Raw genomic sequence first — 26,541 nt, 5'->3', positions numbered from 1 at the left:
CGTTGCAGTACGGCTTCGGCCGCCCGTTTGCGCGGGCGGCCGAAGTCTTTTCAGTGGATGTCGTCCAGCTCATCATAATCCCGCCGGCTTTTCGGCACGCGGCGCTCCAGTGTGTTTCGCGACTGCAAATCGACGTGTTCGATCAGGACCAACGCGGCATTCAGCGCATTGCTCATCGTTTTCGCGGCGTTCGCCATGGCTTCGACCGGTGTCGGCGGCGCAGTGGCGGCACGCTTTTGCAGGCGGGCGCGTAGTTGTGCCGCACACACCCAATTCTTTTCCCCTGGGAAGCGTATCCACAGATCCCGCCAGGCATTGCGGCCATCGCCGGCGACGGCCTGCGTCATCTGATGCGGCGATACGGGCTCCCCTTCGTACATCAAGTCGTCGCCCATCACTTCGGCGCTGTACCAGCGTTCGTCATATTGCATGCGAACGCGCGTGCGCTCAGGCAAAAATAACAGTTTCCACTGATAGCCGCGCACGGGCTGCGCGGCGGTTTGCTCGTGTTTGATCCACAACTTGACGGCCGCCACGAGCGCCTCGGTCACCGATAAAGCGCTACCGCTTTTGCGCAGGAATTCCTGAAGCTGGAGTTCAGTAGCCGGCGGTAGTAAACGAGTCTGTGCGGGGTTCATACTCTTTCTCCTTGCGGTTACTGTCGGTTGTTGTCTCTTCCTGTCTCTTTAGACCGCGAGACCGGACTGGAGTTCAAAAACGACGAAAAGAGACAGAAACCGACAGCCAAAAGAGTACGGTTCCCGCACGGAGTGGCCGGAGCTCTCCACCCACACACACTTGCGGAACCGCCGGCAAGCGCATGCGCAATCCACATTCTTGCCCGGCGGTTTACGGGGCGGCTGGCACTACGACCTCAGCAAAAATCGCGGCTGATGGTCGGCAGGCGGCCCAGCAGGTGCGACATGTCGACCAGCCGCTTGGCCACCAGGTGGCGCACGATGCCGTCCTGCTGCCACACGCCGTACACGCCCAGCAGCGGCGCGCTCAGCACCTCGCGGCGCTGCTCCTCGACCAGCTTGGGCCAGACGATGACGTTGACGTTGCCGGTCTCGTCCTCAATGGTCAGGAACAGCACGCCCTTGGCCGTGCCGGGACGCTGCCGCACCGTCACCATGCCGCAGGCGCGCGCCAGCATGCCGTTGGTGTAGGTGTTCAACGTGGCAGCCGGCAGGAAGCGGTGCTCGAGCAGCTTGGCGCGCAGCAGCGCCAGCGGATGCCGGCCCAGCGTGAGACCGTGCGAGCGGTAGTCGCCGAGGATTTCCTCGCCCTCGGTCGGCGGCGTCAGCAACGGCGCTTCCTCGTCCGGCGCGGTCGGGCGCAGCAGGTCCTTGTCCGGCGCGGCGCCGACCGCCTGCCATAGCGCCTGCCGGCGATTGCCGGCCAGATTGGCCAGCGCGTTGCCGGCGGCCAGCACTTGCAGGTCATGGCGGTCGAGGTCGGCACGCCGCGCCAGATCGGCGACGCTGGCGAACGGCGCGACGGCGCGCGCCGCTTCGATGCGTGCGGCGGCGCCGTCGCGCATGCCTTTCATCATCGACAGGCCGAGCCGCACCGCCGGCTGGCCGAGCTTGCCCACCGGCTCCTCCAGCGACGAATCCCAGCCGCTGACGGTGACGTCGATCTCGCGCACCACCACGCCGTGGCGCTTGGCGTCCTGCACCAGTTGCGACGGACTGTAGAACCCCATCGGCTGGCTGTTGAGCAAGGCGCACAGGAAGGCGGCCGGTTCATGACATTTGAGCCACGAGCTGGCGTAGGTCAGCAGCGCGAAACTGGCCGCGTGCGATTCGGGAAAGCCGTATTCGCCGAAGCCCTGGATTTGCCGGAAGATCGATTCGGCGAACTCGGGCTCGTAGCCGCGCTCGGTCATGCCTTCGACGATGCGGGCGTGGTATTTGTCGACGCCGCCCTTGCGCTTCCAGGCCGCCATCGCGCGCCGCAATTGATCGGCCTCGCCCTCGCTGAAGCCGGCGGCGATGACGGCGATCTGCATCACCTGCTCCTGGAAGATCGGCACGCCCAAGGTGCGGCCGAGCGCTTCCTCCAGCCCGGCCGGATACTGGACCAGCCGCTTGTCCTGGCGCCGCTGCAGATACGGATGCACCATGCCGCCCTGGATCGGTCCCGGCCGCACCAGCGCCACTTCGATGACCAGGTCGTAGAACACTTGCGGCCGCAGCCGTGGCAGCATGCTCATCTGGGCGCGCGACTCGATCTGGAACACGCCGATGGTGTCGGCCTGGCACATCATCGCGTAGGTGGGCTTGTCCTCGGACGGAATGTCCTGCATGCGGAACGGTGCGCCACGGCGCTGGCCGACCATGTCGAGCGCGCGCCGCAGCGCCGACAACATGCCCAGCGCCAGCACATCGACCTTCATCAAGCCCAGTTCCTCGAGGTCATCCTTGTCCCACTGGATCACGCAGCGCCCTTCCATCGTGGCCGCCTCGATCGGCACCAGCCGCGACAACTTCTCGTGCGAGATCACGAAGCCACCAGGGTGCTGCGACAGGTGGCGCGGAAAGCCCAGCAACATCATCGCCAACGTCGCCCATTGCTGCGCCAGTTGCGAGTCCGGGTCCAGTCCGCACTCGGCCAGACGCCCGACCAGGTCGTGCCGGCTGTCGAACCAATGGTGCGACTTGGCGACCTTTTCGACGATGGCCAGGTCGACGCCAAGCGCCTTGCCGCTGTCGCGCAGTGCGCTCTTGGGCCGGTAGCTGATGACGACCGCAGCCAGCGCGGCGCGGTCGGCGCCGTATTTCTTGTAGATGTACTGGATCACCTCCTCGCGCCGCTGGTGCTCGAAGTCGACGTCGATATCGGGCGGCTCGTTGCGCTCGCGCGAAATGAAACGCCCGGTCAGCATGTTGCTGCGCTCGGGATCGACTTCGGTCACGCCGAGGCAGAAACACACCACCGAGTTGGCCGCCGAACCGCGTCCCTGGCACAGGATGCCCTGGCCGCGGGCAAAACGCACGATGTCGTAGACGGTCAGGAAATACGGCTCGTATTCGAGCTCGGCGATGAGTTCAAGCTCGCTCTCGATCTGGGCCCGCACCCTGGCCGACACACCGGCCGGAAAGCGCCGGTCCGCGCCCAGATAGACCTCCTGGCGCAGATAGCTGGCCGGCGTATGGCCGGCCGGCACCAGTTCGCGCGGATACTCGTAGCGCAGTTCGGTCAGCTTGAAGGTGCACTCCTGCATGATGCGCAGGGTTTCGAACAGCGCCGACGGCGGATACAGGTTCGCCAGCCGCAGGCGCGGTCGCAGATGCTGCTCGGCATTCTGCGCCAGCGCGTAGCCGCACTCCCCGACCGGTTTGCCTACCCGCACCGCCGTCAAGGTGTCGTGCAGCGGCTTGCGCGAGCGCACGTGCATGCACACCTGCCCCAGCGCCACCACCGCCATGCCGTGCTGCAAGGCCACCTCGTCGATGCTGAGGCGGTGCGCTTCGTCGAAGGCGCGCTGCAGCAGGGTCAGCCCCATCCACGCGCGCCCGGGAAAGGTCGCCTCCATCCACGCCGCCTGCGCGTGCAGCCGGTCGACATCGTCCGGCTGGTGCGCCGGATAGTGCGGCAACAGTATCATCAGGCAGTCCGGCAAGCCTTTCAAATGCGAGTAAGCCGGTGCCGGCGCGGCCAGGTCGGCCGGCGTGAGCAGATAGTCGCCCTTGGCCACGCGGTTGCGGGCGATCGTGATCAGCTCGCACAAATTGCCGTAGCCCTCGCGGTTTTTAGCCAGCGCAATGACCGACAGCGCCGCGCTGCCGTCCGGGTTTTTCAGGTGGAAATGGCTGCCGATGACCAGCGGCAGGCCGGCCTCCTTGGCCGCCGCGTGCGCGCGCACCACGCCGGCCAACGAGCACTCGTCGGTGATGGCCAAGCCGGCGTAATCGAGCTCGACGGCGCGCGCGACCAGCTCCTCGGGACGCGAGGCGCCCTGCAGGAAGGAAAAGTTACTCATGCAGAACAGCTCGGCGTAGGCCGGCAATCCTGGCGACGATGCTGGTGGTGACGGTAGCGGGCTCATGATGGATAACTGTATTTATGTACAGTATTTTACACCGTCACCGCACGGTATACTCAAGTCATGCTCATTCATCAACTTCTTTGCTTCGGCACCGCTCCCGGCGGCGGCAATGCCGCGCTCGTGGTCCAACACGACGATACTGACGCCGAGCAGCGCCAGCGCTTCGCCCGCGAGCGCGCCCTGCCCGCCTGCGTGTTCATCGACACCGCGCCCGACGGCGGCGTGGTTCTCGACTATTACTATCCGCACACGCGCAGCCCGCTGTGCCTGCACGCGACCCTGGCGGCGGCGCGCGTGCTACTGTCGCCGCAACGTCCGAGCTTGACCGTGCACACCGCCATGCGCGGCCAGCCGCTAACGCTCAAGTTGCCCGAGGATGGCGACGACATGTTCGTCGAACTTTCGCCGCAACCGGTCACGCAGCCGGCGATCGCCACCGACGTAGCGGCGCGCCTGCTGGCCGCGCCCGGGCTGGAATTGGCATCGGCGCCAGCCGTGGCGTCGGTCGGCAGCCCCAAATTGTTACTGGAGGTGGCCGACAGCGCCGCACTGCACGCGCTGCGTCCGGACTTGCAAGCCATCGCCGATTGGGGCCGCGAGCACCGCGTCAACGGCTGCTACGCTTGGTGCCGCCGGGCCGACGGCGCGCTCGAAGGCCGCAGCTTCAACCACCTCGATCCCGCGATGGAAGACGGCGCTACCGGCGTGGCCGCTGGCGCCCTCGCCGTCCACCTGGGCGCGGACGTGACCTTGTACCAGGGCGTGAATCTCGGCCAGCCGTGCCGCATCCGTGCAACTATCGGGGCGGGCAGAGGCGGCATGGTCCTGATCGGCGGCGCGACGCGCTCCGCCACCGGGGACAACCGATGAGCAAGTCCAGGCGCAAACGCAAATACAAGTACACACTGCTGCACAAACACGTCCCCAAGCCCGCGCGCATACGTAAACCGCCGATGTCGGACAGGGTGTTTCTCGCACTAGTTTTGCTGGTCCTGGCCACCATCTATTTAGCGTACACGGAGGTCTACCGTCCATTCATCGGGGGACCGAGACTGAACGAGCAAGCCGAGGGCGTCGCTTTTTATGCCACGTTCCGGGGTAGGAAGCCGATGCCGGCGGGAGCGCTGTCGCCGTCCATCCTGACACCCGAGTCGCGAGCCTGGGCAACCGCGCGCAAGCTCAGGCAAATGCCCGATGCAGCGGTTAGCCGCATGGTCCGCATGCCGCATAAAAGCCGCTTCGACCCGAACACACCGAATTATTACGCCGTGTTCAGGCGCCTCGATCCCGAGCCGGATCGCGTGCAGAACGAATGGGGCGGGACGATCCAGGTCTTCATCGGCGAACAAGGCGTGCTGGTCGCCTACGACGAGGTGCCGCGCCGCCTGTGCGAGCGCGATTTCGAGCCCCCGCCGTTCAAGTTCGGCTTCCAGTGCAACGGCAAGTTCCAGTACAGACATTAATCACATTCGCGTGACTCACTCCGTAGCACTACGTAGACGCGAACCCGGCCGGGACGCCGGTTGGCGCGTCAAAACAACACTAAATAGTGTTTAAACGCAAAATTGGCAGAAAACCCATATCAATATAAATTATTTGAATAAAATCAAATTTTTCATGGGAGCCTCAACGTGCCAGCCAACACCACCTTACGCAACGCCGTCCTGTTCACCCTCTACGGCGCCGCCGCGCTGACCCTGAGCCCCGCCGCCCACGCCCAAACCGTGGTGCCGACCGACCCCGCCGCCGCTCCCATGCAAACGGTCACGCTGGTCGGCTCGCGGCGCGCCACCTCGTCGGCCACCGACACCGTGGTGCCGGTCGATATCATCCCGATGAACAAGGTGTCCGAACAAGGTGGCCAGTTCGACCTGGCGCAATCGCTGACCTATATCTCGCCGTCGTTCAACTCGACCCGCCAAAGCGGCTCGGACGGCGCCGACCTGGTCGACTCGGCCGCGCTGCGCGGCCTGGGCTCGGACCAGACCCTGGTGTTGGTCAACGGCAAGCGCCGCCACACCACCGCGCTGGTCAACCTGTTCGGCGCGCGCAACCGCGGCAACACCGGCACCGACCTCAACGCCATCCCGATGCTGGCCATCAAGGACGTGCAGGTGCTGCGCGACGGCGCCGCCGCCCAGTACGGCTCGGACGCGATCGCCGGCGTCATGGACATCGGCCTCAAGAAGAGCCTCGGCTGCGAAGCCGTCGCCGGCTACAGCCAGTACTCGGCCGGCGACGGCGAGAACTGGCTCGGCTCGGCGTACTGCGGCTTTAGCATCGGCAACGGCGGCGTGGTCGGCATCACCGGCGAATACCTCGACCGTGGCCGCTCGAACCGCGCCGAGGCCGACAACCCGCGCATCATCGGCGACACCAAGACCGAGAACCAGACCATCTATGTGAACGGCGAACTGCCGACCACCGGCACGGGCAAGCTGTACTTCACCGCCGGCGCCCAGAAGCGCGACGGCTCGTCGGCCGCGTTCGCGCGCGGCGGCGTCGGCTCGGACGACATCCCGAGCCGCAACTCGGCAGCGATGTACCCGAACGGCTTCGTGCCCTTCATCAACGCCAAGATCGATGACCGCTACGCCACCGTCGGCCACCGCATCAAGCTGGGCGAATGGAACACCGACTTGTCGCAGACCTACGGCTACAACAAGATGATGTACAACATCAGCAACACGATCAACGCCTCGATCGCCAACCAGGACCTGCTCGGCGGCGGCCGCGGCGTCAGCGCCAGCGCGTTCGACGCCGGCGGCTTCTCGTTCCAGCAACTGACCACCAACGTCGACCTGTCGCGCTACTATGACGGCGTGCTCGGCGGCGGCTTGAACGTCGCCTTCGGCGGCGAATACCGCAGCGAGGAATTCAAGATCTTCGCCGGCGAACGCGGCTCCTACATCGACGCCGACGGCGTCGGCAACGGCGGCAACGCCGGCAGCCAGGGTTTCCCGGGCTTCCAGCCTGGCGACGAAACCAAGGCCAAGCGCCACAGCAACGCCGCCTACCTCGACCTCGAGGCCGACCTGACCGACGCCGTCAAGGCCCAGGCGGCGGTGCGCTACGAGAAATTCAGCGACTTCGGCTCGACCGTGACGGGCAAGCTGGCCGGCTCGGTGCGCGTGGCGCCAAGCACCTTGCTGCGCGGCTCGGCCAGCACCGGCTTCCGCGCGCCGTCGCTGCAGCAAAGCCACCTGTCGACCACCTTCACCGACTTCATCGGCGGCGTGCCGAAGGAAGTGGTGCTGGCGCCGAACGGCGGCGTGGTCGCCAACGCGGCCGGCATCCCGAAACTGAAGGAAGAAAAGTCGACCAGTTTCACCTTGGGCACGACCTGGACGCCAAGCGAGGCGATTTCCGTCACGGCCGACCTGTACCGCATCAAGATCAAGGACCGCATCGTGCTGTCGGGCCGCTTCAACGCCGACAACTACCCCGACCTGGCCGACCGCCTGGCGTCGCTGGGCGTGGGCGAGGCGCAATTCTTCGTCAACTCGGTCGACACCAAGACCCAGGGCGTGGACTTGACCGCCTCGCACAAGGCCAACTTCGGCGCCAACCGCCTGACCACCTACCTGGCGCTCAACGCCAGCAAGACCGAGGTCACCGGCATCCATGCGCCGGCCGCGCTGCAAGGCTTCGAGGACGTGCTGCTGTCGGAGAAGGAACGCCTGTACATCGAACAGGGCGCGCCGAAATCGAAGGTCACCCTGGGCTTCGACTTCGTCACCGGCGCGCTGGAGACGGACTTCAAGATCATCCACTTCGGCCCGCAGACGCTGGGCACCTTCGACGGCACCGCCAACGGCGTGGCCAACCAGCGCTACGAGTCGAAAACCTCGGCCGACCTGAGCTTCACGTACACGATCAACAAGAACATGAAGTTCACCCTGGGCGGCAACAATATCTTCAACGTCAAGCCGACGTCGCAGGATGCCGACCAGACCGACAACGGCTTCAAGTATGAGAGCGTGCAGTTCGGCCTGAACGGCGCCTCGTACTTCGGCCGCCTGTGGGTGCGCTTCTAATCCGATTCGTACGGACGAACGACGGCGCCTGCGGGCGCCGTTTTTTTATTGGCAAAGGCATCACCTTTACGTTTGCTTACATTTCACTAACGCATTTCAACCCGATCGCGCCCTACACTGGTATTTATTCCAGGCAACGGAGCACACCATGCGCCACGCGATCGCACTCATGTTATTTCTCACGCTGCTGCAGGGCGCGCTGGCCTACGCCGCGCTGGGCGGTTCGCCGTCCGACTTCGGCGGCTTGCCGATCACGGCACGGCGGCTGACGGCGGCAGCCGCCGCGTCCACCGGCGCCACGGGCGCAACCGCGGCGGCCAATACCGCCGCAGACGCCGTCTACACGGTCACCCAGAGCACGCTCGACAGCGGCACCGTGGTGCGCGAATACAGCGACACCGCCGGCAAGGTGTTTGCCGTCAGCTGGCGCGGTCCGAGCCTGCCGGACCTGCGCACCCTGCTGGGCGACAAGTTCGCGGTCATGACCAACTCGGCCGGCAAGCGCGCCCAGGCCGGCCACTCGCAACTGGCGCTGGACCAATCGGACGTGGTGCTCGTCTCGAACGGCCACATGCGCTCGTTCGCCGGCCACGCCTGGCTGCCCGCCGCGCTGCCGGCCGGCTTCGACACCACCACCATCGACTAGGACCACCGCATGCCCCGCCTGCCCCGCCCGCCCCGCCCCGGCCTCACGCCGACCTGGATCGCCGCCCTGGGCTGTGCCCTGCTGAGCCTGGCACTGACCGCCTGCGGCGGCGGTGGCGGCAACAGCGCGGCCGCAGCCAGCACTACCACGACGACGACCATCACCGCCGACGCCGGCGCCACGCCGGTGGTCAGCATCAGCGCCACGCCGACCGCCACCACCAGCGGCCAGGTCGTCACGCTGAGCTGGAGCGTCAGCAACCCGCCGGCCGCCGGCTGCACCGCGTCGGGCGCCTGGAGCGGCGCGCGCGGCGCCAGCGGCACGCAAACGGTCACCACCGGGGCCGCCGGCACCGCCAACTACACGCTCACCTGCGGCGGCGCCAGCGGCACCGCCGCGGTGGTTGTGAGCACACCGCCGCCGTCGCCCACCACCAGCCTGACCCTGGCGCCGGCCAACATCAGCACCGCGCAAACGTCGGTGCTAAGCTGGTCGTCGGCCAACGCCACCAGCTGCACCGCCAGCGGTGCCTGGACCGGCATCAAGGCCACCTCCGGGTCGGTCACGGTTGCCTCGACGAGCGCCGGCAACTTCACCTACAGCCTCACCTGCAGCGGCGACGGCGGCAGCGCCAGCGCCAGCGCCGCGCTGAGCGTGACGGCGGCGCTGTCGAACAGCACCACCATCAGCGTCGACAGCGGCCCGGCCGGCGTGGGCGGCGTCATCAACGTGCCTTACGTCAACGTCACCGTATGCCGGCCCGGCACCACCACCTGCCAGACGGTCGACCACGTCATGCTCGACACCGGCTCCTACGGCCTGCGCCTGCTGGCGTCCGCGCTCGACACCAGCCTGGCGCTGCCGGTCGTGCAAGCGCCGTCCGGCGCCGACGCCGCCGAATGCGGCAAGTTCATCAGCGGCTACACCTGGGGCGCGGTGCGCCGGGCCGACGTCAAGATGGCCGACGAAGTGGCCGCCGGCATCCCGATCCAGGTCATCGGCGACGCCGGCGCCAACTACGCCACCACGCCGGCCAGCTGCAGCAGCGCCGGCAACAACCTCGGCACGTTGGCGGCGATGGGCGCCAAGGGCATCCTCGGCGTCGGCCTGTTCCAGCACGACTGCGGCAGCGCCTGCGCGCGCGCGGCCATCAGCGGCGTCTACTACGCCTGCACCGGCGGCGCCTGCACGGCCACTGCCATGCCGCTGGCGTCGCAGATCAGCAATCCGGTGGCCGGGTTCGCGGTCAACAATAACGGCGTGCTGGTGAGCTTGCCGGCGGTGGGCACGGCCGGCCTGACATCGGTCAGCGGCACGTTGATCTTCGGCGTCAACACGCAAGCCAACAACACGATCGCCGGCGAAACGATGTTCAACACCGACACCAGCGGCGACTTCAGCACCACCTACAAGGGCAAAACGTACGCCTCGAGCTTCATCGACAGCGGCTCGAACGGCTACTTTTTCAGCGACGCCACGATCCGCACCTGCTCCGGCGGCGACTTCTTCTGCCCGGCCGCGACGCTGGCGCTGAGCGCGACCAACAGCGCCGCCGACGGCAGCGCCAGCGGCACGGTCGCCTTCAACGTCGTCAACCTGGTGCAACTGGCCTCGACGGTGCAAGCGGCCCACGTCGGCGGCACGCTGACCAGCACGGCCACGGCCAGCAACACCGACTACTTCGACTGGGGCCTGCCGTTCTTCTACGGCCGCCGCGTGTTTGTCGTCATGGAGGGCGCCACGGTCAACGGCAAAACCGGCCCGCTGTGGGCCTACTGACACAACACCGGGGTCAAGTCTGTCATTCGGACACGGGCTGATCCTTGGTGCAGCTGTGCTCGTGTCCGAATGACAGACTTGACCCCGGGGTTAGTGTTGAAATTTGTCACGGCGCTGTCATCTGAATTGGCTAAAATCAACACCTTGATATTTTACATTTCGAGGGTGCGATGAGGATGAATTCGGTGATGGTGGCGGCGCTGGCGGCGGCGGGCGTGATCGGTTTGGCGGGCTGCGGCGGCGAGTCCAATCCGGTCCCGGCGATTCCGGAGGGCACCACCGTGACCCTGGCGTTGATGGAGACCACCGACATCCACGCCAACGTGATGAGCTATAACTATTATTCGCTGTCCGAGGACACCAGCCTGGGCCTCGAACGCACGTCGACCCTGGTGCAGGCCGCGCGCGCCGAGACGCCTAACAACGTGCTGCTCGACGACGGCGATACCATCCAGGGCACGCTGCTGGGCGACTTGCAGGCCGTGACCAAACCGATTCCGTGTTCCGAGACGATGGCCGTGCACAAGGCCATGAACGCGATGAAGTACGACGGCGGCGGCTTCGGCAACCATGAATTCAACTACGGTTTGCCGCTGCTGAGCCAGATCACCAACACCGACTTCGGCATTCCCGGCGTGGCCAAGCCCAGTGGCACCTGCGGCGCGCCGGCGTTCCCGCTGACGTTGAGCAACGTTACCGGCGTGGCCAGCGGCAAGCCGATCGTGCAACCGTATGTGGTGTTGCCGCGCACGTTTTCGGCCACCACGCCCGACGGCGGCAAGCTCGACGTCAAAGTCAACATCGGCCTGCTGAGCTTTGTGCCGCCGCAGATCCTCGAGTGGGACCAGAAGAACCTGGCCGGCAAGGTCGCCGTGACCGGCGTGCAGGAGGCGGCCAAGCAATACGTGCCCGAGCTGCGCGCCAACGGCGCCGACCTGGTCGTGGCGCTGTCGCACGGCGGCCTCGATCCAAGCCCGTACAGCCCGAAAATGGAAAACGGCAGCTATCACCTGACCACCACCGGCATCGACGCCCTGCTGATCGGCCATTCGCACCTGATCTTCCCGAAAGGCAAAGAGCCGGGCGCGGCCGCGCTGGACGCCTCGTTTGCGGCTTTCCCGGCCAGCGCCAAGATCGATGCCGTCAACGGCTTCGTCAACGGCGTGCCGACCGTGATGGCGCAAAGCTGGGGCCGGCGCCTGGGCATCATCAGGATGACCCTGGCCTACACCGGCGGCAAGTGGGTGGTGCAGCCGGCCAAGACGACGGTCGAGTCGCGCGGCTTCAAGTACGCCGACGGCACGACCATCGTCAAGGCCGATCCGGCCATCGCGCCGCTGGTGGCCGCCGAGCATGCCGCGACCATCGCCTACGCCAGGCAGCCGCTGGGCGTGGCCACCGACTTCGAGATGTCGGCCTATTTCGCGCTGGCCGGCGACGTCAGCGCGATCCAGCTGGTCAACCAGGCGCAGCTCGATTACGTCAAGAAATTCATCGCCAGCAGCACCGACGCCACCCTCGCCAGCTACAAGAATATTCCGGTGATCTCGTGCAGCGCGCCGTTCAAGGCCGGCCGCAACGGGCCGTCGGACTTCACCGACGTGGCGCCGGGCGCCAGCGCCGCCGCGCCAATCGGATTGCAGGTGCGCAATCCGGGCGATCTTTACCTGTACAGCAATAACAACTTGCAGGCGGTGAAGATCAAGGGCAGCGACCTGAAGGCGTGGCTGGAGACGTCGGCCAAGCAGTTCGGCCAGATCGACCCGGCCAAGACGACCGAGCAGGATCTGGTGCCGAGCTACGGTACGATTTATAACTACGACGTGTTCTACGCCGAAAACAACGCCCTGACGTACCAGATCGACGTCACCAAGCCGGTCGGCAACCGCATCGTCAATCTGACCTATCTGGGCAAACCGGTGGCCGACGGCGACGACTTCATCGTTGCCACCAACGATTATCGCGCCGGCGGCGGCGGCGCCGTGCCCGGCATCGACGGCAGCAAGACCATCATCAAGTCGCCGGACGCCAACCAGACCGTGGTCAGCAACTACCTGGCCGCGCTGGGCGCGTCCACCGGCAAGGTCACCCTGGCCGACAACGGCAGCGCGCGCAGCTGGAGTTTCGTCAAGACGGCCACCGCCGGTCCGGTGATCCTGCGCTCGGCGCCGGGCCATCTGGCGCTGGCGAAGAGCAGCGGCATCACGGCCGTCGCCGCCGAGGGAGCGCTCGACGCCAGCGGCTTCGCGAAGTACAACATCGATCTGAGCAAATAATCAGGGAGCGCGACGATGAACAACCTTCCAGTGAAGTTGCTGGCGTCGGCGCTGGCGTCGGCGCTGCTGCTCGGCGCGCAGGGCTGCCAGATCCAGCGCGAGCCGCCGGACGCGGCGCAGATCGAGACCGTCGGCATGCAGGCGCTGCAGCAGGCCGACGCCGGCGCCGAGCGCAAGCTGATGGGGTGGGCGCGGCAGGACATGCCGGTGGCCCAGCGCGAGCTGGCGCTGCTGTATAAGAGCCGGCCCGAGCAGCGCGGCGAGGCGCTGAAACTATTCGAGCAGGCGGCGCGCGGCGGCGATGTCGAGGCGGCGTTCCAGCTGGGCGAGTTGTTGCGGCTGGGCGTGGCCGGGGTGCCGGCGCAACCGGCGGCGGCCGCGCCGTGGTACAGCGTGGCGGCGCAGCAGCGGCATGCGCGGGCGGCGCTGGTGCTCGGCCAGCTCTACAAGAACGGCGACGGCGTCGCCCGCGACGACCGGCTGGCCGCGCGCTGGCTGCAGGCGGCCAGCGACGGCGGCAACGCGCACGCGATGTTCCTGCTGTCGTACTTCTACAGCGAGGGACGCGGCGTGGCGCGGGACCCGGCAAAGGCGCGCACGCTGCTGGAGCAATCAGCCGAACACGAGTACCCGCCGGCGTTGCAGGAGCTGGCGATGACGGTGCAGCTGGGCGACGCCCATAGCGCGAAGGACGAGCGCCGCGCCGGTTACCTGCTCAAGGAGGCGACCGAGCACCGCCACAACAACTGGAACCGTTTTTGATCTAAGCTTGATCTGGCTCATGGCCGGCGGCGGCTGCGTTGAACAACGCACAGACGCTCGATTTTGGCGGTCGTAACGTGGCTATCCGACTCGGGGCGCATGGCGGTCTCCCGGGGGATTTTCCGCTGTTACGATCCGCCATTTCATTAGCCACGCAAGGAGCCGACATGAAACATACGTCCCAATCCGAGGGCAAGACGCCCCAACCGATCCCCGCCGAAACCGATCCGCAAGACGCCCTGACCCTGCTGACCGAGGACCACGATCAGCTACGTTCGCTGTTCGAACAATACGAAGCGCTGGGCAGCCGCGCCCACGCCGGCAAGCAGAAACTGGCGCTGCAGATCTGCGAGGAGTTGACCAGGCATTCGACCATCGAAGAGGAAATCTTCTACCCCGCCGTGCGCAAGGCCGCCAAGGCCAGCGGCGATCTGGTCGACGAGGCGGTCGTCGAGCACGCCGCGGCCAGGGACTTGATCACCCAGCTGATGCAGATGGACGCCGGCGACGACCTGTTCGACGCCAAGGTCAGGGTGCTCGGCGAGCAGGTGATGCACCATGTCGAGGAGGAGGAAAGCGAGATGTTCCCGAAGGCGCGCAACACCAAGCTCGACCTGATGGAACTGGGCATGCAGATGGCCCAGCGCAGGGAAGAAGTCACGCTGCCGAAAGCATGACCAACGCCAGGCCCGCTGCCGTCACATGAAGTTACGCGTATGCAGCGACGACAGATGCTGCGCGGCCACCTTGCCAAAGCCCAGCCGCTCGAGCCGGGCCTGGCGCCCCTCGGCCATGTCGCGCATCAACTGCTGCACTTTCAGATAGCCGGCCGCGATCGCCGGCACCGTCAGCTCGCCGGCCGCCAGCAGGATCAGCGCGTCGAACACCTCCTCGTTCAGGCCCGACGTGGCCGACAGCGCATCGTTGCGCGACTGTACCGCGTTGGCCAGCCGCGCGCGGAAACCGGGGTCGCTCTCGAGCCGCGCGGCCAGGTGCGTCATGCCGAAGGCGACATGGCGCGCCTCGTCGCGCGCGGCCAGCCGGGCGATCTGGCGCGTGACCGGGTCCGGCGCGTGCTCGTGCAGGAAGTGCAGCAGGCTGACAAACGTGCCCTCGCCCAGCACCGACAATAAAAACTCGGCCACCGAGAAATCCGGTTCGTCGAGCAAGGTCTTGAGCGAGGCCTGGCCGCCGGCGGTGGACAGTCCCGGCTCGCGGCCCTTGAGCCGCACGCGGCGCGTGAACACGTCGATGTGGCGGGCCTCGTCGGCGACCTGGATCGCCAGCACCGCCTGCACCTCGCGGTAGTGCGGATGCAATTGGCCCAGGAAGCGCGCCGGCACCACCAGCGCGGCCACTTCGTTTTCGATCATATAGGTCAGCACCTGCACCACCGCGTCCTCGACGATGTCGGGCAGCGCGAACGGCGCGGCCCAGTCGATCGCCGTTTGCGGGTCCCACTGCGCGGCGGCGGCTTGCGCGTACAGGTCGGCCGCGCGCTCGCCCCAGACCTCGTCGCGTTCGGCCAGGCGGAAGGCGATCGCCGGCGAGCCGGCCTCCACCGTCGCGCCGCGCGCGGCCAGGCCCCAGCGGGCGTCGGCGCGTTCGGCCAGCGCGCCGGGCAAGGCCGGATCGGCGTGGCCGGTGCGCAGCGCGCCGCGCCAGCGTCCGCCCGCGCCCGTGTGGACGTCGTTGGCGGCGCCGTTCGTGTCGCCATTCGTGTCGCCATTCGTGTCGCCGTGGCGGCGCACGGTGGCGATGTTGCCGGCGATATCGTCGCCTTGACCCCGATCCTCACCTTGCCCGAACACGCACTGGTGGCCCTGCGTGCGGCACCACGCGATCAGCTGGCCTTCCCAGCCGTAAGCGCGCCCGCGCACCTGCAACGTTTGCCCCGGCGGCAGCGCCGCCAGCGCGTGCTTGACCAGCACGTGGGCGCCGGCGTCGAAGCCGAGTTGCTCAATATCGATAGTCGCTTGCAATGATGTGCCCCGCTTGGTCGTAGAAACGCTCGTCGTCGGCGGCGCGTATCAAGGCGTCGTAGCCGCTGGTGCGGCCCGGCAGCCATTGCCGCAGGCCCTCCATCTCCAGCAGCGGGCGCACGTCTGCGTCGTCCCAGCGCATCGCCAGCAGCAGTTCGGTGAACTGTTTGATCTGCGCGGCCGGCGCGCCCGGGCTGACGGTGAAGTTGCAGTGGTCGAACGGCGCGGTGCGGGCCAGGATGCGCGTGGTGCCGGCCGCCAGCAAGCCCTCGCGCGAGAACGCCATGTGGTTGCCGTCGATCATCCAGGCAGCGTCGATCTCGCCGTCGACCAGCGCTTGGGCGGCGTCGCGTTCGCCGCCGATGTGGTCGCCATGCTTGCCGCCCAGTACGTCGAAGTGGCGCGCCATGAAGTCGCGCCCGGCCAGCAGGCCGTGGTGGCGCAGGTGGTCCAGCGGAATCAGGCGCGCCTGCGGCGAATCGATGGCGCCGAAGCCGATGGTCTTGCCGGCCAACCACGCCAGTTCGGTCACCGGCGAATCGGCGCGCGTGACCAGCACCGACGTCAGGTCGCGGTCGGTATCGCGCATGGCCACCGTGTCAAGCGTCAGGCCGCGCGCGGCGGCGATGCGCTCGGCGCGCACCCAGGCCAGCGGCGAGTTCCACGCCAGGTCGATGGCGCCGTCGAACTGCGCCTCGACCTGGCGCTCGTAATTGGAATACAGGATGTAGTCGAAGGCCAGGCCGTGGCGGCGGAAGTATTCCTTGAAGCCTTCCCAGATCGTGACGACCTTGGGCGCGTAGGCGACCGCGCCCATCATCAGTGGTGTGCTTGTCATGTGTGTCCCTTGATTGGTTAGCCGAACACCGGCATGCCGCACACGGCCTTGCCGATGAAGTCGTACAGCACGTCCGAGGTCGGCGCCATCACCGACGCGGCGCGGGCGTCGCGGAAATAGCGCTCGATGCCGAGGTCCTTGCGGAAGGCGGCGCCGCCGCACACGCGCATGGCGGTGTCGGTCACTTCCAGCGCGGCCTCGGCGGCGGCGGCCTTGACCTGCATCACGCGCAGCATGGCGTCGGCGCGGCCGGCCGCCAGCGCGGCGACCGTGTCGTCGCGCAAGGTGCGCACCAGGTCGGCCTGGATGCGGGCGCGCGCCAGGTAGGCGCGGATGGTCGGCAGGTCGGCCAGCGCACTGTCGAGGTGTTCGAGCTTGCTGGCGGTGACGTGGCCGCAGGCGGCTTCCAGCGCGGCGTCCATCAGGCCCAGCGAACACGACGCGGTCAACGTGGAGAACACCGGCAGCACGTTGCCGACCATGATGTCGAAGCCGCCGCCGTCGGCGCCCAGCAGCGCGGCGGCCGGCACCCGGACGCCGTTGGCGCTCAGCGGCGACGAGCGGTTGCCGCGCAGGCCGAGGCCGTCGAAGAATTTGGCTTCGCCGAGGCCCTCGCTGTCGCGCCCGACCAGCCACAGGCTGCTGACGCCGGCGCCGTCGGCCGGGCCGGTCGACCAGACGTAGGAATCGGCTTCGGCGGCCGAGGTGACCATGGTTTTGCTGCCGTCGATGACGACATCGTCGCCGTCGCGCCGCGCCGTGCCCATCGGCGCCCAGAAGTGGCTGCGCGAGCCGCTGTCGGACCAGGCCAAGGTGCTCAGGTGGCGGCCGGCGGCGATTTCGCGGCGCAGCGTGTCGGCGCCGAATTGTTCGATGACGACCGTGGCGCAGTAGTGCATGCAAACCACCATCGCGGTCGACGGGCAGGCCCTGGCGATGCGCTCGACCACCTGGGCCGCCTCGGCCAGTCCCTTGCCCCCGCCGCCGAGCGCCTCGGCGCTGATCAGGCCGAGCAGGCCGGCCTGGCCCAGCGCGGCAACGGCCGCGCGCGGGAAGACGGCGTCGCGGTCGGTCGTCTGCGCGGCCGGGGCGATGTTGGACGAGACGATGGAATCGAGCGTTTGCAGATAGGACATGGCACTCCTTCAAGGCAACGATGAGGTCGAGGCCAGTGTAGCAGAGAGCGCCGGGGCTTCGCGCGCGGTATTGCGGTATTGGTCATGGGCCGCGGGCGGCGCACGCATCGGCGGATTACGCTGCGCTCATCCGCCCGACGTGATGCAGATTGGCGCTTACGCGGGCGGCCCGGCGTGGCCCAGCGTGGCCATTTCGCGTTGCATGTTGGCGATGGCGCGCTCGTTGTAGGTGTCGGCGAAGTAGGCGTTGCCGAACAGTTGGCCGTTTTCGGCCTTGCGGCACAGGTGCGCCAGCGCGCCGCCACGGTCCTGGCGGTATTTGACGTCCGGCAGGTGGCTGTATTCGCGCCGGATGCCGCGCGCGTAGTTTTGATACACCTCGTCGTCCTGGCCGAGGATGGCCAGGTCGACGCTGAGCATGACGTCCTTGAGCCGGTGCGTGATCGACGCTTCCTGGAAGTGGTCGGTGGCGCGTATCAGTTGCGCCGTATCGTCCATTTCCTGCGCCAGGTGGCTGCCCAGCCACAATTGGGCGCTGGCTTCCTCGTTGGTGGGCTGGCCGGACTCGCCCCGGTGGCCGTATTCGGCGTCGTGGAACCAGAACGCTTGCTTGACGATGTCGACGTCCTGCGGGTCCGGCGCCGTGTTGGCGGCCCAGGCGCGGATTTCGCACAGCCCGTGCACCAGGTGGTCGAGGTTGTGGTAGTGGCGCTCGGCGCCGCCGTACGCGGTGGCGCCGGTCAGGCGCACGAACCATTGGTCGGCGTGGGCGATCGCCGGCACGTCGGCGTGCGCGTAGTCCCACAAGGTTTCCCATTCCTTGCGCAGCCAGCTGAGCACCCAGGCGTGGTAGGCCGGCCCCGGCACGAATTTTTTCATGATCCAGTTCCAGCCGATCGGCCCCTCGAGTGCCTTGACAAAGCTCGAGCTGACCGAGCCGAGGTCGCGCGGCGGCATGACAAAGATGGTCTTGGCCCCCTGCAGCACGTCGACGTTGGTTTGCTGGATCAGGTTTTCATAGTCGAAATCGGCCGTGGTGCGGATGCCGCGGATCAGGCAGTCGGCGCCGTGCTTTTTGGCCGCGCGCGCCGTGTAGTCGCCCTTGACGATGACCACCTGCACATTGTCCCAGCCCTGCTCGGCGCAGCTGAGGGCGATGATGCTCTTGCGCTCCTCGGCCGTGAACTTGGGTTTCTTGGCGGTGTTTTCCGACAGAAACACCAGCACCTCGTCCGCGATCGAGCGCGCCTCGTTGATCACCCACATGTGGCCGTTGGTGATCGGGTCCAGGGTGCCCGAAAAGCCGATCTTCTTCATACGCCGCTCCAACCGATGTCAAAGGAGCATTTTAGACCGGAGTGGGCCCGGCAGTCTCGGGAAAATCGACGGTGACCTGCAAGCCGCCCAGCCGCGCGGACTGGCCCAGGCCGAGCACGGCGCCGTGGCGCTCGGCGATGGACTTGATGATGGCCAGTCCCAGGCCGCTGCCGCCGGCCTCGCTGCCGGGCACGCGGTAGAAGCGGTTGAACACGCGCTCGCGCTCGTCGGCCGGGATGCCGGGGCCGGAATCGTCGACGCTGAGCACGACGCGCCCGGGCGCGCCCTTGGCGCCGGGCACGCGGCGCAACTCGAGGTCGACCGTGCCGCCGGCCGGCGTGTACTTGATGGCGTTGTCGACCAGGTTGCGCAGCAGGATGATCAAGGCGTCGGGCTGGCCGTGCACGGCGGCCTCGTCGGCGTGGTGCAGGCCGAGGTCGATCTGGCGCGCCTGCGCCAGGCCGGCCATGTCGCCCAGGGTGCGCTTGACCAGCTCGGTCAGGCTGAGCGCCGCGCGGCCGGTGTCGTCGACCGAGCCCTCCTGGCGCGCCAGCACCAGCAATTGCTCGACCAGGCGGGTGGCGCGCTCGATGCCGGCCGTGACGCGGCCGATGGCGACGTTGCGCGCGGCCTCGTCCTGCGCGCGGCCCAGGCTGAGCACCTGCAGTTTGAGCGCGGCCAGCGGCGAGCGCAGCTCGTGGGCGGCGTCGGCGACAAAGTGTTGCTGGGCCTCGAAGGCGGTGCGCACGCGGCCGAACAGCAGGTTCAGTTCGTGCACCAGCGGCAACACCTCGTCCGGTAAATCGTTTTCCGACACCGGCGACAAATCGTCGGCCTGGCGCGCGGCCACCTGGCGCTTGACGCGCGAGACCGGCGCCAGCGAGCCGCTGACGACCCACCACACCACCAGCATCAAAATCGGCGCCATGACGGCGATCGGCCCGACCGTGCGCAGCGCCAGCGTGCCGGCCATGCGCTGGCGCACCGCCATGTCCTGGGCCACCTGCACCGTCTGGTTGCTGGTCTGCACCGAGAAGATCCGGTAGGTGGTGTTGTTGGCCTTGACGTTGGAAAAGCCCAGCACGGCGCGCTGGGGCAGCGCCGCGCGCGACAGCGAACGGAACACCTGGGCGCCGTCGGGGGTCCAGACCTGCACCACGAGGTCGTCGTTTTCGGGATCGGCCACGGCGTCGGCGGCCTTGTTGGTCAAGGTCGCGCTCGAGCGCAGCGACATGGCCATTTGTTGCATGTGGTAATCGAAGATCTGGTCGGCGTCGCTCAGCGCGCTGCGGTAGGCGATCAGCGCCTGGGCGATGGCGGCCATGGTGATGGCCGCCAGCAGGAACCACAGCAGGCGCCCGCGCAGCGAGTGCGTGACCACCGGCACCCGCGGCAACGACGGCATCTTGACCTTCACCTTCATAGTTTGGGCACCATGTAGCCGAGGCCGCGCACGTTCTGGATCAGCTCGGCGCCGAGTTTTTTCCGCAGGCCGTGGATGTAGACCTCGACCGCGTTGCTGTTGACCTCGTCCTTCCAGCTGTACAGCTTTTCCTCGAGCTGGTGGCGCGACAGCACGATGCCGGGACGGGCGATCAGCGCTTCGAGCACGGCCCATTCGCGCGCCGACAGGTTGACCTGCTTGCCGTCGGCGATCACTTCGCGCGTTTGCGGGTTGACCGAGACGTTGCCGTGCTCGAACACCGGCTCGGCGCGGCCGGCCGAGCGGCGCAGCAAGGCGCGTATGCGCGCCAGCAACTCGTCAAGGTCGTAGGGTTTGAGCACGTAGTCGTCGGCGCCGGCGTCGAGGCCGGCGATGCGCTGCTCCTTGGCGTCGCGCGCGGTGGCCACCAGCACCGGCGTCAGTTCCTTGCGCGCGCGCATCGAACGCAGCACTTCGAGGCCGTCCTTGCGCGGCAGGCCCAGGTCGAGCAGCACCAGGTCGTAGGTTTGCGTTTGCAGCGCGGTGTCGGCCATGTCGCCGTCCTTGACCCAGTCGACCGCGTAGTGCTCGGCCCGCAGCAGGTCGAGCACCACTTCGCCGATCATCGTGTCGTCTTCTACCAGCAGAAGTCGCATAGTGTGTTCCTTTTCTTGTTGTTGTCGATTCCGCCGGCAGGTCCGGATCAGCCCAGCCGCACCGGGATGAAGATTCTCTCATCTCCGCGCTGGATCAGCAACGCCACCGACTTGCCGGACTTGTCGACCACCTGGCGCACCTGGTCGACGCTGGTGACGGCCATGCCGTTGACCGACAGCAGCACGTCGCCCGGCTGGATGCCGGCGTTGGCGGCCGCGCCGGCGGCGTCCTCGATCACCAGGCCACCGGGGATGCCGGCCTGGCGCCGTTCCATCTGGTCGAGCGGGCGCAACGACAAGCCCAGCCGCAGCTTGGCGGCGCCCTGCTCGGGACGCTCGCTGGCCACGGCGGCCACCTTGTCGTTGGCGTTGCCGAGGGTCGCGGCCAGCGGCACCAGTTTGCCGTCGCGCCACACCTCCAGGTTGATCTTCGAGCCCGGCTCGGCCAGGCCGACCATGGCCGGCAGGTCGATCGAGCTGACGATCTTCTGGCCGTTCATCACGCGCACGACGTCGCCCGGACGCAGGCCGGCCTTGTCGGCCGGGCCGCCGCGCTCGACGTTGGCCACCAGCGCGCCTTCCGGCGTCGGCAGCTTGAACGAATCGGCAAAGCTCTGGTCGATCTCCTGCACCGTCACGCCCAGCTTGGCGTGTTCGACCTTGCCTTTGGAGACGATCTGGTTCTTGATCTTGGTGGCGACGTCGATCGGGATGGCGAACGACAGGCCCTGGTAGCCGCCGGTCTGGCTGTAGATCTGCGAGTTAATGCCGACCACTTCGCCGCGGGTGTTGAACAGCGGCCCGCCCGAGTTGCCGGGATTGACGGCAACGTCGGTCTGGATGAACGGCACGTACGAGTCATCGGGCAAGGTGCGGCCCTTGGCGCTGACCACGCCGGCGGTGACGGTGTTGTCCAGGCCGTATGGCGAGCCGATCGCCAGCACCCACTCGCCCACCTTCAGGTTGTCGGTACTGGCCAATGGCACGACCGGCAGGTTCTTGGCGTCGATCTTGAGCACGGCGACGTCGGTTTTCGGATCGGAGCCGAGCACCTTGGCGCGGAATTCGCGGCGGTCGGTGAGCTTGACGGTCACTTCGCGGGCGTCGCGCACCACGTGGGCGTTGGTCAGGATGATGCCGTCGGCGCTGATGATGAAGCCCGAGCCCATGCCGTGGGTCGGCATTTCGCGCTGGCCGCGCGGCTGCTGCTGGCCCTGGAAGCGGCGGAAGAATTCCATGAACGGGTCGTCGCCGAAGGCGTCGCCACGGCCCTGGCCCGGCTGGCCATCGTAGGAGGTCTTGACGCTGCCGGTGACGTTGATGTTGACCACGGCCGGGCCGTTATGGGCGGCCACGACGCTGAAGTCCGGCAGCGAGATGCTGGGCGCCGGCACGGCCACCGGCGCCTGGGCGGCGGCGGGGGCGGTAGCGGCGGCGACAGGAGCGCCGGCAGCGGCGGCCGTCGCGCTGTTCTGGTGGACGACCACCGCACCGCCCGCGCCGATCGCGGCCAGCACGGCCACGGCGGCGACTGCGCGTTTGGCGGTTGTCGATCCGGACGAAGTAGTTTGGGACATATGCACTCCTGAATTGAATGATGTGTTGTAGATGTATTCAATATGAGGCAAAAAACTTAGACCCCACTTAACCAATGTTATCGATACAAATTCTTACAAACAATATTATTTAGATAAGATGGGTGGCGATTGCCTGGGTGGAGCGGACGTGCAACTGGCCGGATAAACCGGCCAGTTGGTCCTACTCGTGTGCCACCGAAGGCGCACACCTTACAACCGGATTACGCCGCCTGGCGTTGCTCCAGAGCCGCGACGTTGTCGCTACCGTCGATGACGATTTTACGCGGCTTGAGGGCTTCCGGAATCTCGCGCACCAGTTCGATGGTGAGCATGCCATTGTCGAAGGACGCGCCGGTCACTTTGACGTGGTTGGCCAGCTGGAAGCGCTGCTCGAAGTCGCGCGCCGCGATGCCGCGGTGCAGATAGGTGCGCTCGGTGGCGTCCTTCTGCTTGCGGCCGACCACCTGCAGCGAATCGCGTTCGAAGGTGATGTCGATTTCCGACCGGTCGAAACCGGCCAGCGCCATCACGATCCGATACTTGTCTTCGGAGACCAGCTCGATGTTGTAAGGCGGGTAGCTTGGTGCGGAATCTCCCCGCTGGGCATCGTTCAGCAGTTGTGCCAGACGATCGAAACCGATAGCGGAACGATACAGAGGAGTGAGGTCGAAAGTACGCATGATAAATATCCTTTTCAAGTTAAGCGATATGGAATCGTGGCCCCCATCTGGGCGACCACTGAGTCCGATATAGGTCGTTTTGCGGGGCTTTCAAGGCCTTGAAAAACGCCATCAAGATCCCCAGCGACACATTTTTTTGAAAATTTTTTTAGTCGAATGCGACGTCTTCAAGGCGGAAGCGGAATTTTCGGCGCTCGGGCAAGGTCCATCCGGCGCCGGGAGTCGGATCGCGCGGGGCGGCCGGCGGCGCGGCATCGGGCGCTGGCGCCGGCTGGTACGACTGTGCCTGGGCCTGCATCGCGGCGATCATCGCCATCACCGTGGCTTCGGGAATCATCGCGGCCGGGCCTGCCGACGGCGTCGGTGCCCCGTCTGCCGCCTGCTCCGCCCCCTGCCCTGCCGCCTGCTCGGCAAGTTGCTGGCGCAAACGGCACGCCAGCGTGAAGCGCTTGTCACAAGGACGGCGGACATACAAGTCGGTCCAGGCGTTGCGCGTGGTGCGTGCGAACGATTGCGCGAACTGGTTGGGCGACACCGGTTTGCCTTCGTGGATAATCTGGTCGCCCTCGACCCGGGCATAATTGTGATCACCGTAGCTCCATGAGCGCAGCACGGTTCCCTCCGGCAGGAACAACGATTTCCACTGGTAGCCGCGGGCGCTGGCCGGGTCGCATCCGGCGGATAGTTGGGCTTGCTCGGCCAGCCAAAATTCGATGGCCGACCCGACGCCCTCGGACACATCCTGCTCACCGCCAAGCTCGCTCAGGCGGCTGATCAGCTTGAGCAGCGTGGTGGTTTGCAGCTGCACGATCACTGTAGATTTCATTCTATTTTTCCTTCTATTTTGTTCTGCTTTCTTCTATTTTGTTCTGCTTTCTTCTAGTTAGACCTGCTTTGGCGCCTGGTGGTTCCCTCGCTGCGAAAGCAGAGAAGAATAGAAAAAAATAGAAGGAAATAGAAGGAAATAGAAGAATAAATAGAAGACTTCCTACATGGAGCCGGTGGGGCCTACCCCATCATGTATTCGCGGAGCATTGCCAACTTAGCCGCGTGCTAAACTCTTTCTCTTGTCCAATCTTTTACGCCGCCTCATGTCCCCTACCCGTGCCGCACTCGCCGTCCTGTTGGCCACCGCCTTCAGCGTTCAGGCAGAAACGATCTCCGAGCAGCCCTACCCGGGCACCATCGTGCTCAAGGTCGACGCCAGCAACTTCGCCCAGCAAATTTTCCGCGTGCGCCAGACCATTCCGGCCAAACCGGGCAAGCTGACGCTGCTCTATCCGCAATGGGTGGTGGCCAACCACGGCCCCAGCGGCGCGCTCAACCAGTTCGCCGGCCTGAAGGTCAGCGCCAACGGCAAGCCGCTGGACTGGAAGCGCGACCCGCTCGACGTCTGGGCCTTCGGCATCGACGTGCCGGCCGACGCCAGCGCGGTCGAGGTGGAGTTCCAGTATCTGTCGCCGGTCGAGGCCAACCAGGGCCGCACCACGTTTACCGCCGACATCCTGGGCGTGCAGTGGCAGTCGCTGGCGTTGTATCCGGCCGGCTATCGCAGCCGCAACATCACCGTGCAGCCGAACCTGACCGTGCCGCCAGGCTGGCAGTTCGGCAGCGCGCTGGAGACGGCCGCGCGCAACGGCGACGAGATCGCCTTCAAGCCGCTCGACCTGGAAACCTTGCTCGATTCGCCGCTGTTCGCCGGCCGCTATTTCCGCCGCGTCGACCTCGACCCGGGCGCCAAGGTGCCGGTGCACCTGAACATCGTGGCCGACAGCGCCGAGCAACTGGCGGCCACGCCGGAGCAGATCGCGCCGCACCGCGCGCTGATCCAGCAGGCCTATATACTGTTCGATTCCAAACACTACCGTCACTACGACTTCCTGTTTGCCATCAGCGACGAATTCGGCGGCATCGGCCGCGAACACCACGAGTCGAGCGAGAACGGCGTCAAGCCGGGCTACTTCACCGAATGGGCCAAGTACGAGGCGCGGCGCGAGCTGCTGCCGCACGAATTCGCGCACTCGTGGAACGGCAAGTTCCGCCGTCCGGCCGGCCAGGACGTGCCCAACTTTAATACGCCGCTAGACAACTCGCTGCTGTGGGTGTACGAGGGCCAGACCCAGTACTGGGGTGCGGTGCTGGCCGCGCGCTCGGGACTGATCAAGCCGGAGAACACGCGCGATTTGCTGGCCGCCTCGGCCGCGCGGCTCGACAACGTCAAGGGCCGCGAGTGGCGCGCGGTGCAGGACACCACCTACGATCCGATCGTCAACGCCCGCCGTCCGCAAGTGTGGAACAACTGGCAGCGCGGCGAGGATTACTACCAGGAAGGCCAGTTGATCTGGCTCGACGCCGACACCCGCATCCGCGAGCTGTCCGGCGGCAAGCGCTCGCTGGACGATTTCGCCCGCGCGTTCTTTGGCGTCGACGACGGCGCCCGCGTCGCCAAGCACTACACGTTCGACGAACTGGTGGCGGCGTTGAACGCGGTGCAGCCGTACGACTGGGCCGAATTCCTGCGCAGCCGCGTGGAAAGCCACGGTCCCGGCGCGCCGCTCGACGGCCTGACGCGCGCCGGCTGGAAACTGGTGTACGCCGAGCAGCAAACACCGTTCCTCAAAGCCCAGGAAGACTTGAGCAAATCGGCCAACTTCCAGTATTCGCTGGGGTTCTCGGTGGGCGCCGAAGGCAAGCTCGAGGCGTTCATGTGGGAAGGCGTCGGCTTCAAGGCCGGCATGTCCGGCGGCTCGACCTTGCTGGCCGTCAACGGCCGCGCCTACAAGGCGGAGGTGCTGCGCGAGGCGATCACGGCGGCCAAGGCGGGCAAGGCGCCGATCCAGTTGCTGGTCAAAAAGGGCAACCTGTACCAGACCTACGGACTCGACTATCACGGCGGCCTGAAGTACCCGCGCCTGGAGCGCATCCAGGGCACGCCGGACCGGCTCGAGGCGATCCTCAAGCCGCTCAAGTAGCGTCCCGCAGCGCGGCGGACGTGGGCGGTTTTGGTGTATGCTGACGGCTATGAACAAAGACACCGACATCCAACTGAGCGGCCCCTTCAAGGCCACCGACGGCTCCGGCCGTGCCCACGACGCCAAGGCGATCCGCATCTTCGACGAAGGCTACGGCGCGATCGATGTCTACGTCGATTTCGCCGCCTCGATCAACGGCTTGCACAAGGACAAATCGCTGATCGACGCGGTCGTCGCGCAGCTGCGCACGGTCGGCTACAAGGGTCCGGCGCTGACGGCCGGCGATCCCGTGCTGCAAGAGAGCAAACTGCTGGTGCTCGAATCGCCCGACGAGTTCAACACCTTTGCCGCCGGCAAGGGCTGGAAAGACCTGGCCGAGGAATTCGGCGACGAGTGACCGAAGGCA

The 26,541-nt window shown here is 66.6% G+C and carries 21 protein-coding genes; 10 read left to right on the top strand and 11 right to left on the bottom strand.

Features of this window, described 5'->3' with window-relative positions; genetic code table 11:
- Positions 1–50 precede the first annotated feature (50 nt).
- Positions 51–638, bottom strand: coding sequence for a hypothetical protein (locus ACZ0BA_RS00530; protein ID WP_463449431.1), 588 nt, complete (start codon positions 636–638; stop codon positions 51–53).
- A 236-nt stretch (positions 639–874) separates the two neighbouring features.
- Positions 875–4,054 (bottom strand): error-prone DNA polymerase, encoded by a 3,180-nt coding sequence (locus tag ACZ0BA_RS00525; protein ID WP_463449430.1) that lies wholly within the window; start codon positions 4,052–4,054, stop codon positions 875–877.
- A 60-nt stretch (positions 4,055–4,114) separates the two neighbouring features.
- On the opposite strand from ACZ0BA_RS00525, the gene ACZ0BA_RS00520 reads away from it, so the two are divergent.
- From ACZ0BA_RS00520 to ACZ0BA_RS00485, 8 genes are all read left to right on the top strand, one after another.
- A complete protein-coding gene (locus tag ACZ0BA_RS00520) occupies positions 4,115–4,924 on the top strand; it encodes a PhzF family phenazine biosynthesis protein (protein WP_463449429.1) in 810 nt (269 codons plus the stop codon).
- Positions 4,921–5,517 carry a hypothetical protein gene (locus tag ACZ0BA_RS00515; protein WP_463449428.1) on the top strand — a complete coding sequence of 199 codons (597 nt, stop codon included), beginning with the start codon at positions 4,921–4,923 and terminating at the stop codon, positions 5,515–5,517. The genes ACZ0BA_RS00520 and ACZ0BA_RS00515 overlap by 4 nt, the downstream gene beginning before the upstream one ends.
- Before the next feature lie 168 nt (positions 5,518–5,685).
- A complete protein-coding gene (locus ACZ0BA_RS00510; protein ID WP_463449427.1) occupies positions 5,686–8,091 on the top strand; it encodes a TonB-dependent receptor plug domain-containing protein in 2,406 nt (801 codons plus the stop codon).
- Positions 8,092–8,239: 148 nt separating this feature from the next.
- The gene (locus ACZ0BA_RS00505; RefSeq protein ID WP_463449426.1) at positions 8,240–8,737 is read left to right on the top strand and encodes a DUF2844 domain-containing protein; all 498 of its coding nucleotides are present in this window, start codon (positions 8,240–8,242) and stop codon (positions 8,735–8,737) included.
- 9 nt (positions 8,738–8,746) lie between these two features.
- On the top strand, positions 8,747–10,516 hold the full coding sequence (locus ACZ0BA_RS00500; protein WP_463449425.1) for a DUF3443 domain-containing protein: 1,770 nt from the start codon (positions 8,747–8,749) through the stop codon (positions 10,514–10,516).
- A 170-nt stretch (positions 10,517–10,686) separates the two neighbouring features.
- Positions 10,687–12,792, top strand: a complete 2,106-nt coding sequence (locus ACZ0BA_RS00495) for a bifunctional 2',3'-cyclic-nucleotide 2'-phosphodiesterase/3'-nucleotidase (protein ID WP_463449424.1) — start codon at positions 10,687–10,689, stop codon at positions 12,790–12,792.
- Positions 12,793–12,807: 15 nt separating this feature from the next.
- Positions 12,808–13,554: a tetratricopeptide repeat protein gene (locus ACZ0BA_RS00490; protein WP_463449423.1), complete on the top strand. Its 747-nt coding sequence runs from the start codon at positions 12,808–12,810 to the stop codon at positions 13,552–13,554.
- Positions 13,555–13,721: 167 nt separating this feature from the next.
- Entirely contained in the window at positions 13,722–14,231 is a 510-nt protein-coding gene (locus ACZ0BA_RS00485; protein ID WP_463449422.1) for a hemerythrin domain-containing protein, read from the top strand.
- Between the two features lie 21 nt (positions 14,232–14,252).
- Here ACZ0BA_RS00485 and ACZ0BA_RS00480 read toward each other — a convergent pair whose 3' ends face one another.
- From ACZ0BA_RS00480 to ACZ0BA_RS00440, 9 genes are all read right to left on the bottom strand, one after another.
- Complete coding sequence (locus tag ACZ0BA_RS00480; protein ID WP_463449421.1) at positions 14,253–15,536, bottom strand: ferritin-like domain-containing protein; 1,284 nt, start codon at positions 15,534–15,536, stop codon at positions 14,253–14,255.
- Positions 15,514–16,374, bottom strand: coding sequence for a phosphate/phosphite/phosphonate ABC transporter substrate-binding protein (locus ACZ0BA_RS00475; RefSeq protein ID WP_463449420.1), 861 nt, complete (start codon positions 16,372–16,374; stop codon positions 15,514–15,516). Before ACZ0BA_RS00475 ends, ACZ0BA_RS00480 begins: the two co-directional genes overlap by 23 nt.
- A gap of 17 nt (positions 16,375–16,391) precedes the next feature.
- A complete protein-coding gene (locus tag ACZ0BA_RS00470; protein ID WP_463449419.1) occupies positions 16,392–17,510 on the bottom strand; it encodes an acyl-CoA dehydrogenase family protein in 1,119 nt (372 codons plus the stop codon).
- A 156-nt stretch (positions 17,511–17,666) separates the two neighbouring features.
- On the bottom strand, positions 17,667–18,827 hold the full coding sequence (gene coaD, locus ACZ0BA_RS00465) for a pantetheine-phosphate adenylyltransferase (RefSeq protein WP_463449418.1): 1,161 nt from the start codon (positions 18,825–18,827) through the stop codon (positions 17,667–17,669).
- Between the two features lie 31 nt (positions 18,828–18,858).
- The gene (locus ACZ0BA_RS00460) at positions 18,859–20,250 is read right to left on the bottom strand and encodes an ATP-binding protein (protein ID WP_463449417.1); all 1,392 of its coding nucleotides are present in this window, start codon (positions 20,248–20,250) and stop codon (positions 18,859–18,861) included.
- Positions 20,247–20,906, bottom strand: a complete 660-nt coding sequence (locus ACZ0BA_RS00455) for a response regulator (protein WP_463449416.1) — start codon at positions 20,904–20,906, stop codon at positions 20,247–20,249. The genes ACZ0BA_RS00460 and ACZ0BA_RS00455 overlap by 4 nt, the downstream gene beginning before the upstream one ends.
- Positions 20,907–20,953: 47 nt before the next feature.
- Complete coding sequence (locus ACZ0BA_RS00450; protein WP_463449415.1) at positions 20,954–22,483, bottom strand: DegQ family serine endoprotease; 1,530 nt, start codon at positions 22,481–22,483, stop codon at positions 20,954–20,956.
- Positions 22,484–22,704: 221 nt separating this feature from the next.
- Positions 22,705–23,163, bottom strand: a complete 459-nt coding sequence (locus tag ACZ0BA_RS00445; protein WP_090314987.1) for an Hsp20 family protein — start codon at positions 23,161–23,163, stop codon at positions 22,705–22,707.
- Between the two features lie 148 nt (positions 23,164–23,311).
- Positions 23,312–23,989: a hypothetical protein gene (locus ACZ0BA_RS00440; protein WP_463449414.1), complete on the bottom strand. Its 678-nt coding sequence runs from the start codon at positions 23,987–23,989 to the stop codon at positions 23,312–23,314.
- Positions 23,990–24,254: 265 nt separating this feature from the next.
- Between ACZ0BA_RS00440 and ACZ0BA_RS00435 the strand changes: the two genes are divergently transcribed.
- Positions 24,255–26,135, top strand: coding sequence for a M61 family metallopeptidase (locus tag ACZ0BA_RS00435; protein WP_463449413.1), 1,881 nt, complete (start codon positions 24,255–24,257; stop codon positions 26,133–26,135).
- A gap of 49 nt (positions 26,136–26,184) precedes the next feature.
- The gene (locus ACZ0BA_RS00430) at positions 26,185–26,532 is read left to right on the top strand and encodes a hypothetical protein (protein WP_463449412.1); all 348 of its coding nucleotides are present in this window, start codon (positions 26,185–26,187) and stop codon (positions 26,530–26,532) included.
- Positions 26,533–26,541: the final 9 nt, after the last annotated feature.

It is taken from the genome of Duganella sp. AC917 (assembly GCF_979258245.1).
Note: the sequence above shows the minus strand (reverse complement) of the source record. Positions and strands in the feature narration are given on the sequence as shown.

Excerpts from the sequence above, each read along its gene's own strand:
- ACZ0BA_RS00430 (WP_463449412.1), top strand. The coding sequence starts at position 26,185 with ATGAACAAAGACACCGACATCCAACTGAGCGGCCCCTTCAAGGCCACC.
- ACZ0BA_RS00455 (WP_463449416.1), bottom strand. The coding sequence starts at position 20,906 with ATGCGACTTCTGCTGGTAGAAGACGACACGATGATCGGCGAAGTGGTG.
- ACZ0BA_RS00450 (WP_463449415.1), bottom strand. The coding sequence starts at position 22,483 with ATGTCCCAAACTACTTCGTCCGGATCGACAACCGCCAAACGCGCAGTC.
- ACZ0BA_RS00485 (WP_463449422.1), top strand. The coding sequence starts at position 13,722 with ATGAAACATACGTCCCAATCCGAGGGCAAGACGCCCCAACCGATCCCC.
- ACZ0BA_RS00490 (WP_463449423.1), top strand. The coding sequence starts at position 12,808 with ATGAACAACCTTCCAGTGAAGTTGCTGGCGTCGGCGCTGGCGTCGGCG.
- ACZ0BA_RS00440 (WP_463449414.1), bottom strand. The coding sequence starts at position 23,989 with ATGAAATCTACAGTGATCGTGCAGCTGCAAACCACCACGCTGCTCAAG.
- ACZ0BA_RS00520 (WP_463449429.1), top strand. The coding sequence starts at position 4,115 with ATGCTCATTCATCAACTTCTTTGCTTCGGCACCGCTCCCGGCGGCGGC.
- ACZ0BA_RS00460 (WP_463449417.1), bottom strand. The coding sequence starts at position 20,250 with ATGAAGGTGAAGGTCAAGATGCCGTCGTTGCCGCGGGTGCCGGTGGTC.
- ACZ0BA_RS00530 (WP_463449431.1), bottom strand. The coding sequence starts at position 638 with ATGAACCCCGCACAGACTCGTTTACTACCGCCGGCTACTGAACTCCAG.
- ACZ0BA_RS00515 (WP_463449428.1), top strand. The coding sequence starts at position 4,921 with ATGAGCAAGTCCAGGCGCAAACGCAAATACAAGTACACACTGCTGCAC.
- ACZ0BA_RS00495 (WP_463449424.1), top strand. The coding sequence starts at position 10,687 with ATGAGGATGAATTCGGTGATGGTGGCGGCGCTGGCGGCGGCGGGCGTG.
- ACZ0BA_RS00470 (WP_463449419.1), bottom strand. The coding sequence starts at position 17,510 with ATGTCCTATCTGCAAACGCTCGATTCCATCGTCTCGTCCAACATCGCC.
- ACZ0BA_RS00475 (WP_463449420.1), bottom strand. The coding sequence starts at position 16,374 with ATGACAAGCACACCACTGATGATGGGCGCGGTCGCCTACGCGCCCAAG.
- ACZ0BA_RS00435 (WP_463449413.1), top strand. The coding sequence starts at position 24,255 with ATGTCCCCTACCCGTGCCGCACTCGCCGTCCTGTTGGCCACCGCCTTC.
- ACZ0BA_RS00445 (WP_090314987.1), bottom strand. The coding sequence starts at position 23,163 with ATGCGTACTTTCGACCTCACTCCTCTGTATCGTTCCGCTATCGGTTTC.
- ACZ0BA_RS00500 (WP_463449425.1), top strand. The coding sequence starts at position 8,747 with ATGCCCCGCCTGCCCCGCCCGCCCCGCCCCGGCCTCACGCCGACCTGG.
- ACZ0BA_RS00525 (WP_463449430.1), bottom strand. The coding sequence starts at position 4,054 with ATGAGCCCGCTACCGTCACCACCAGCATCGTCGCCAGGATTGCCGGCC.
- coaD (WP_463449418.1), bottom strand. The coding sequence starts at position 18,827 with ATGAAGAAGATCGGCTTTTCGGGCACCCTGGACCCGATCACCAACGGC.
- ACZ0BA_RS00505 (WP_463449426.1), top strand. The coding sequence starts at position 8,240 with ATGCGCCACGCGATCGCACTCATGTTATTTCTCACGCTGCTGCAGGGC.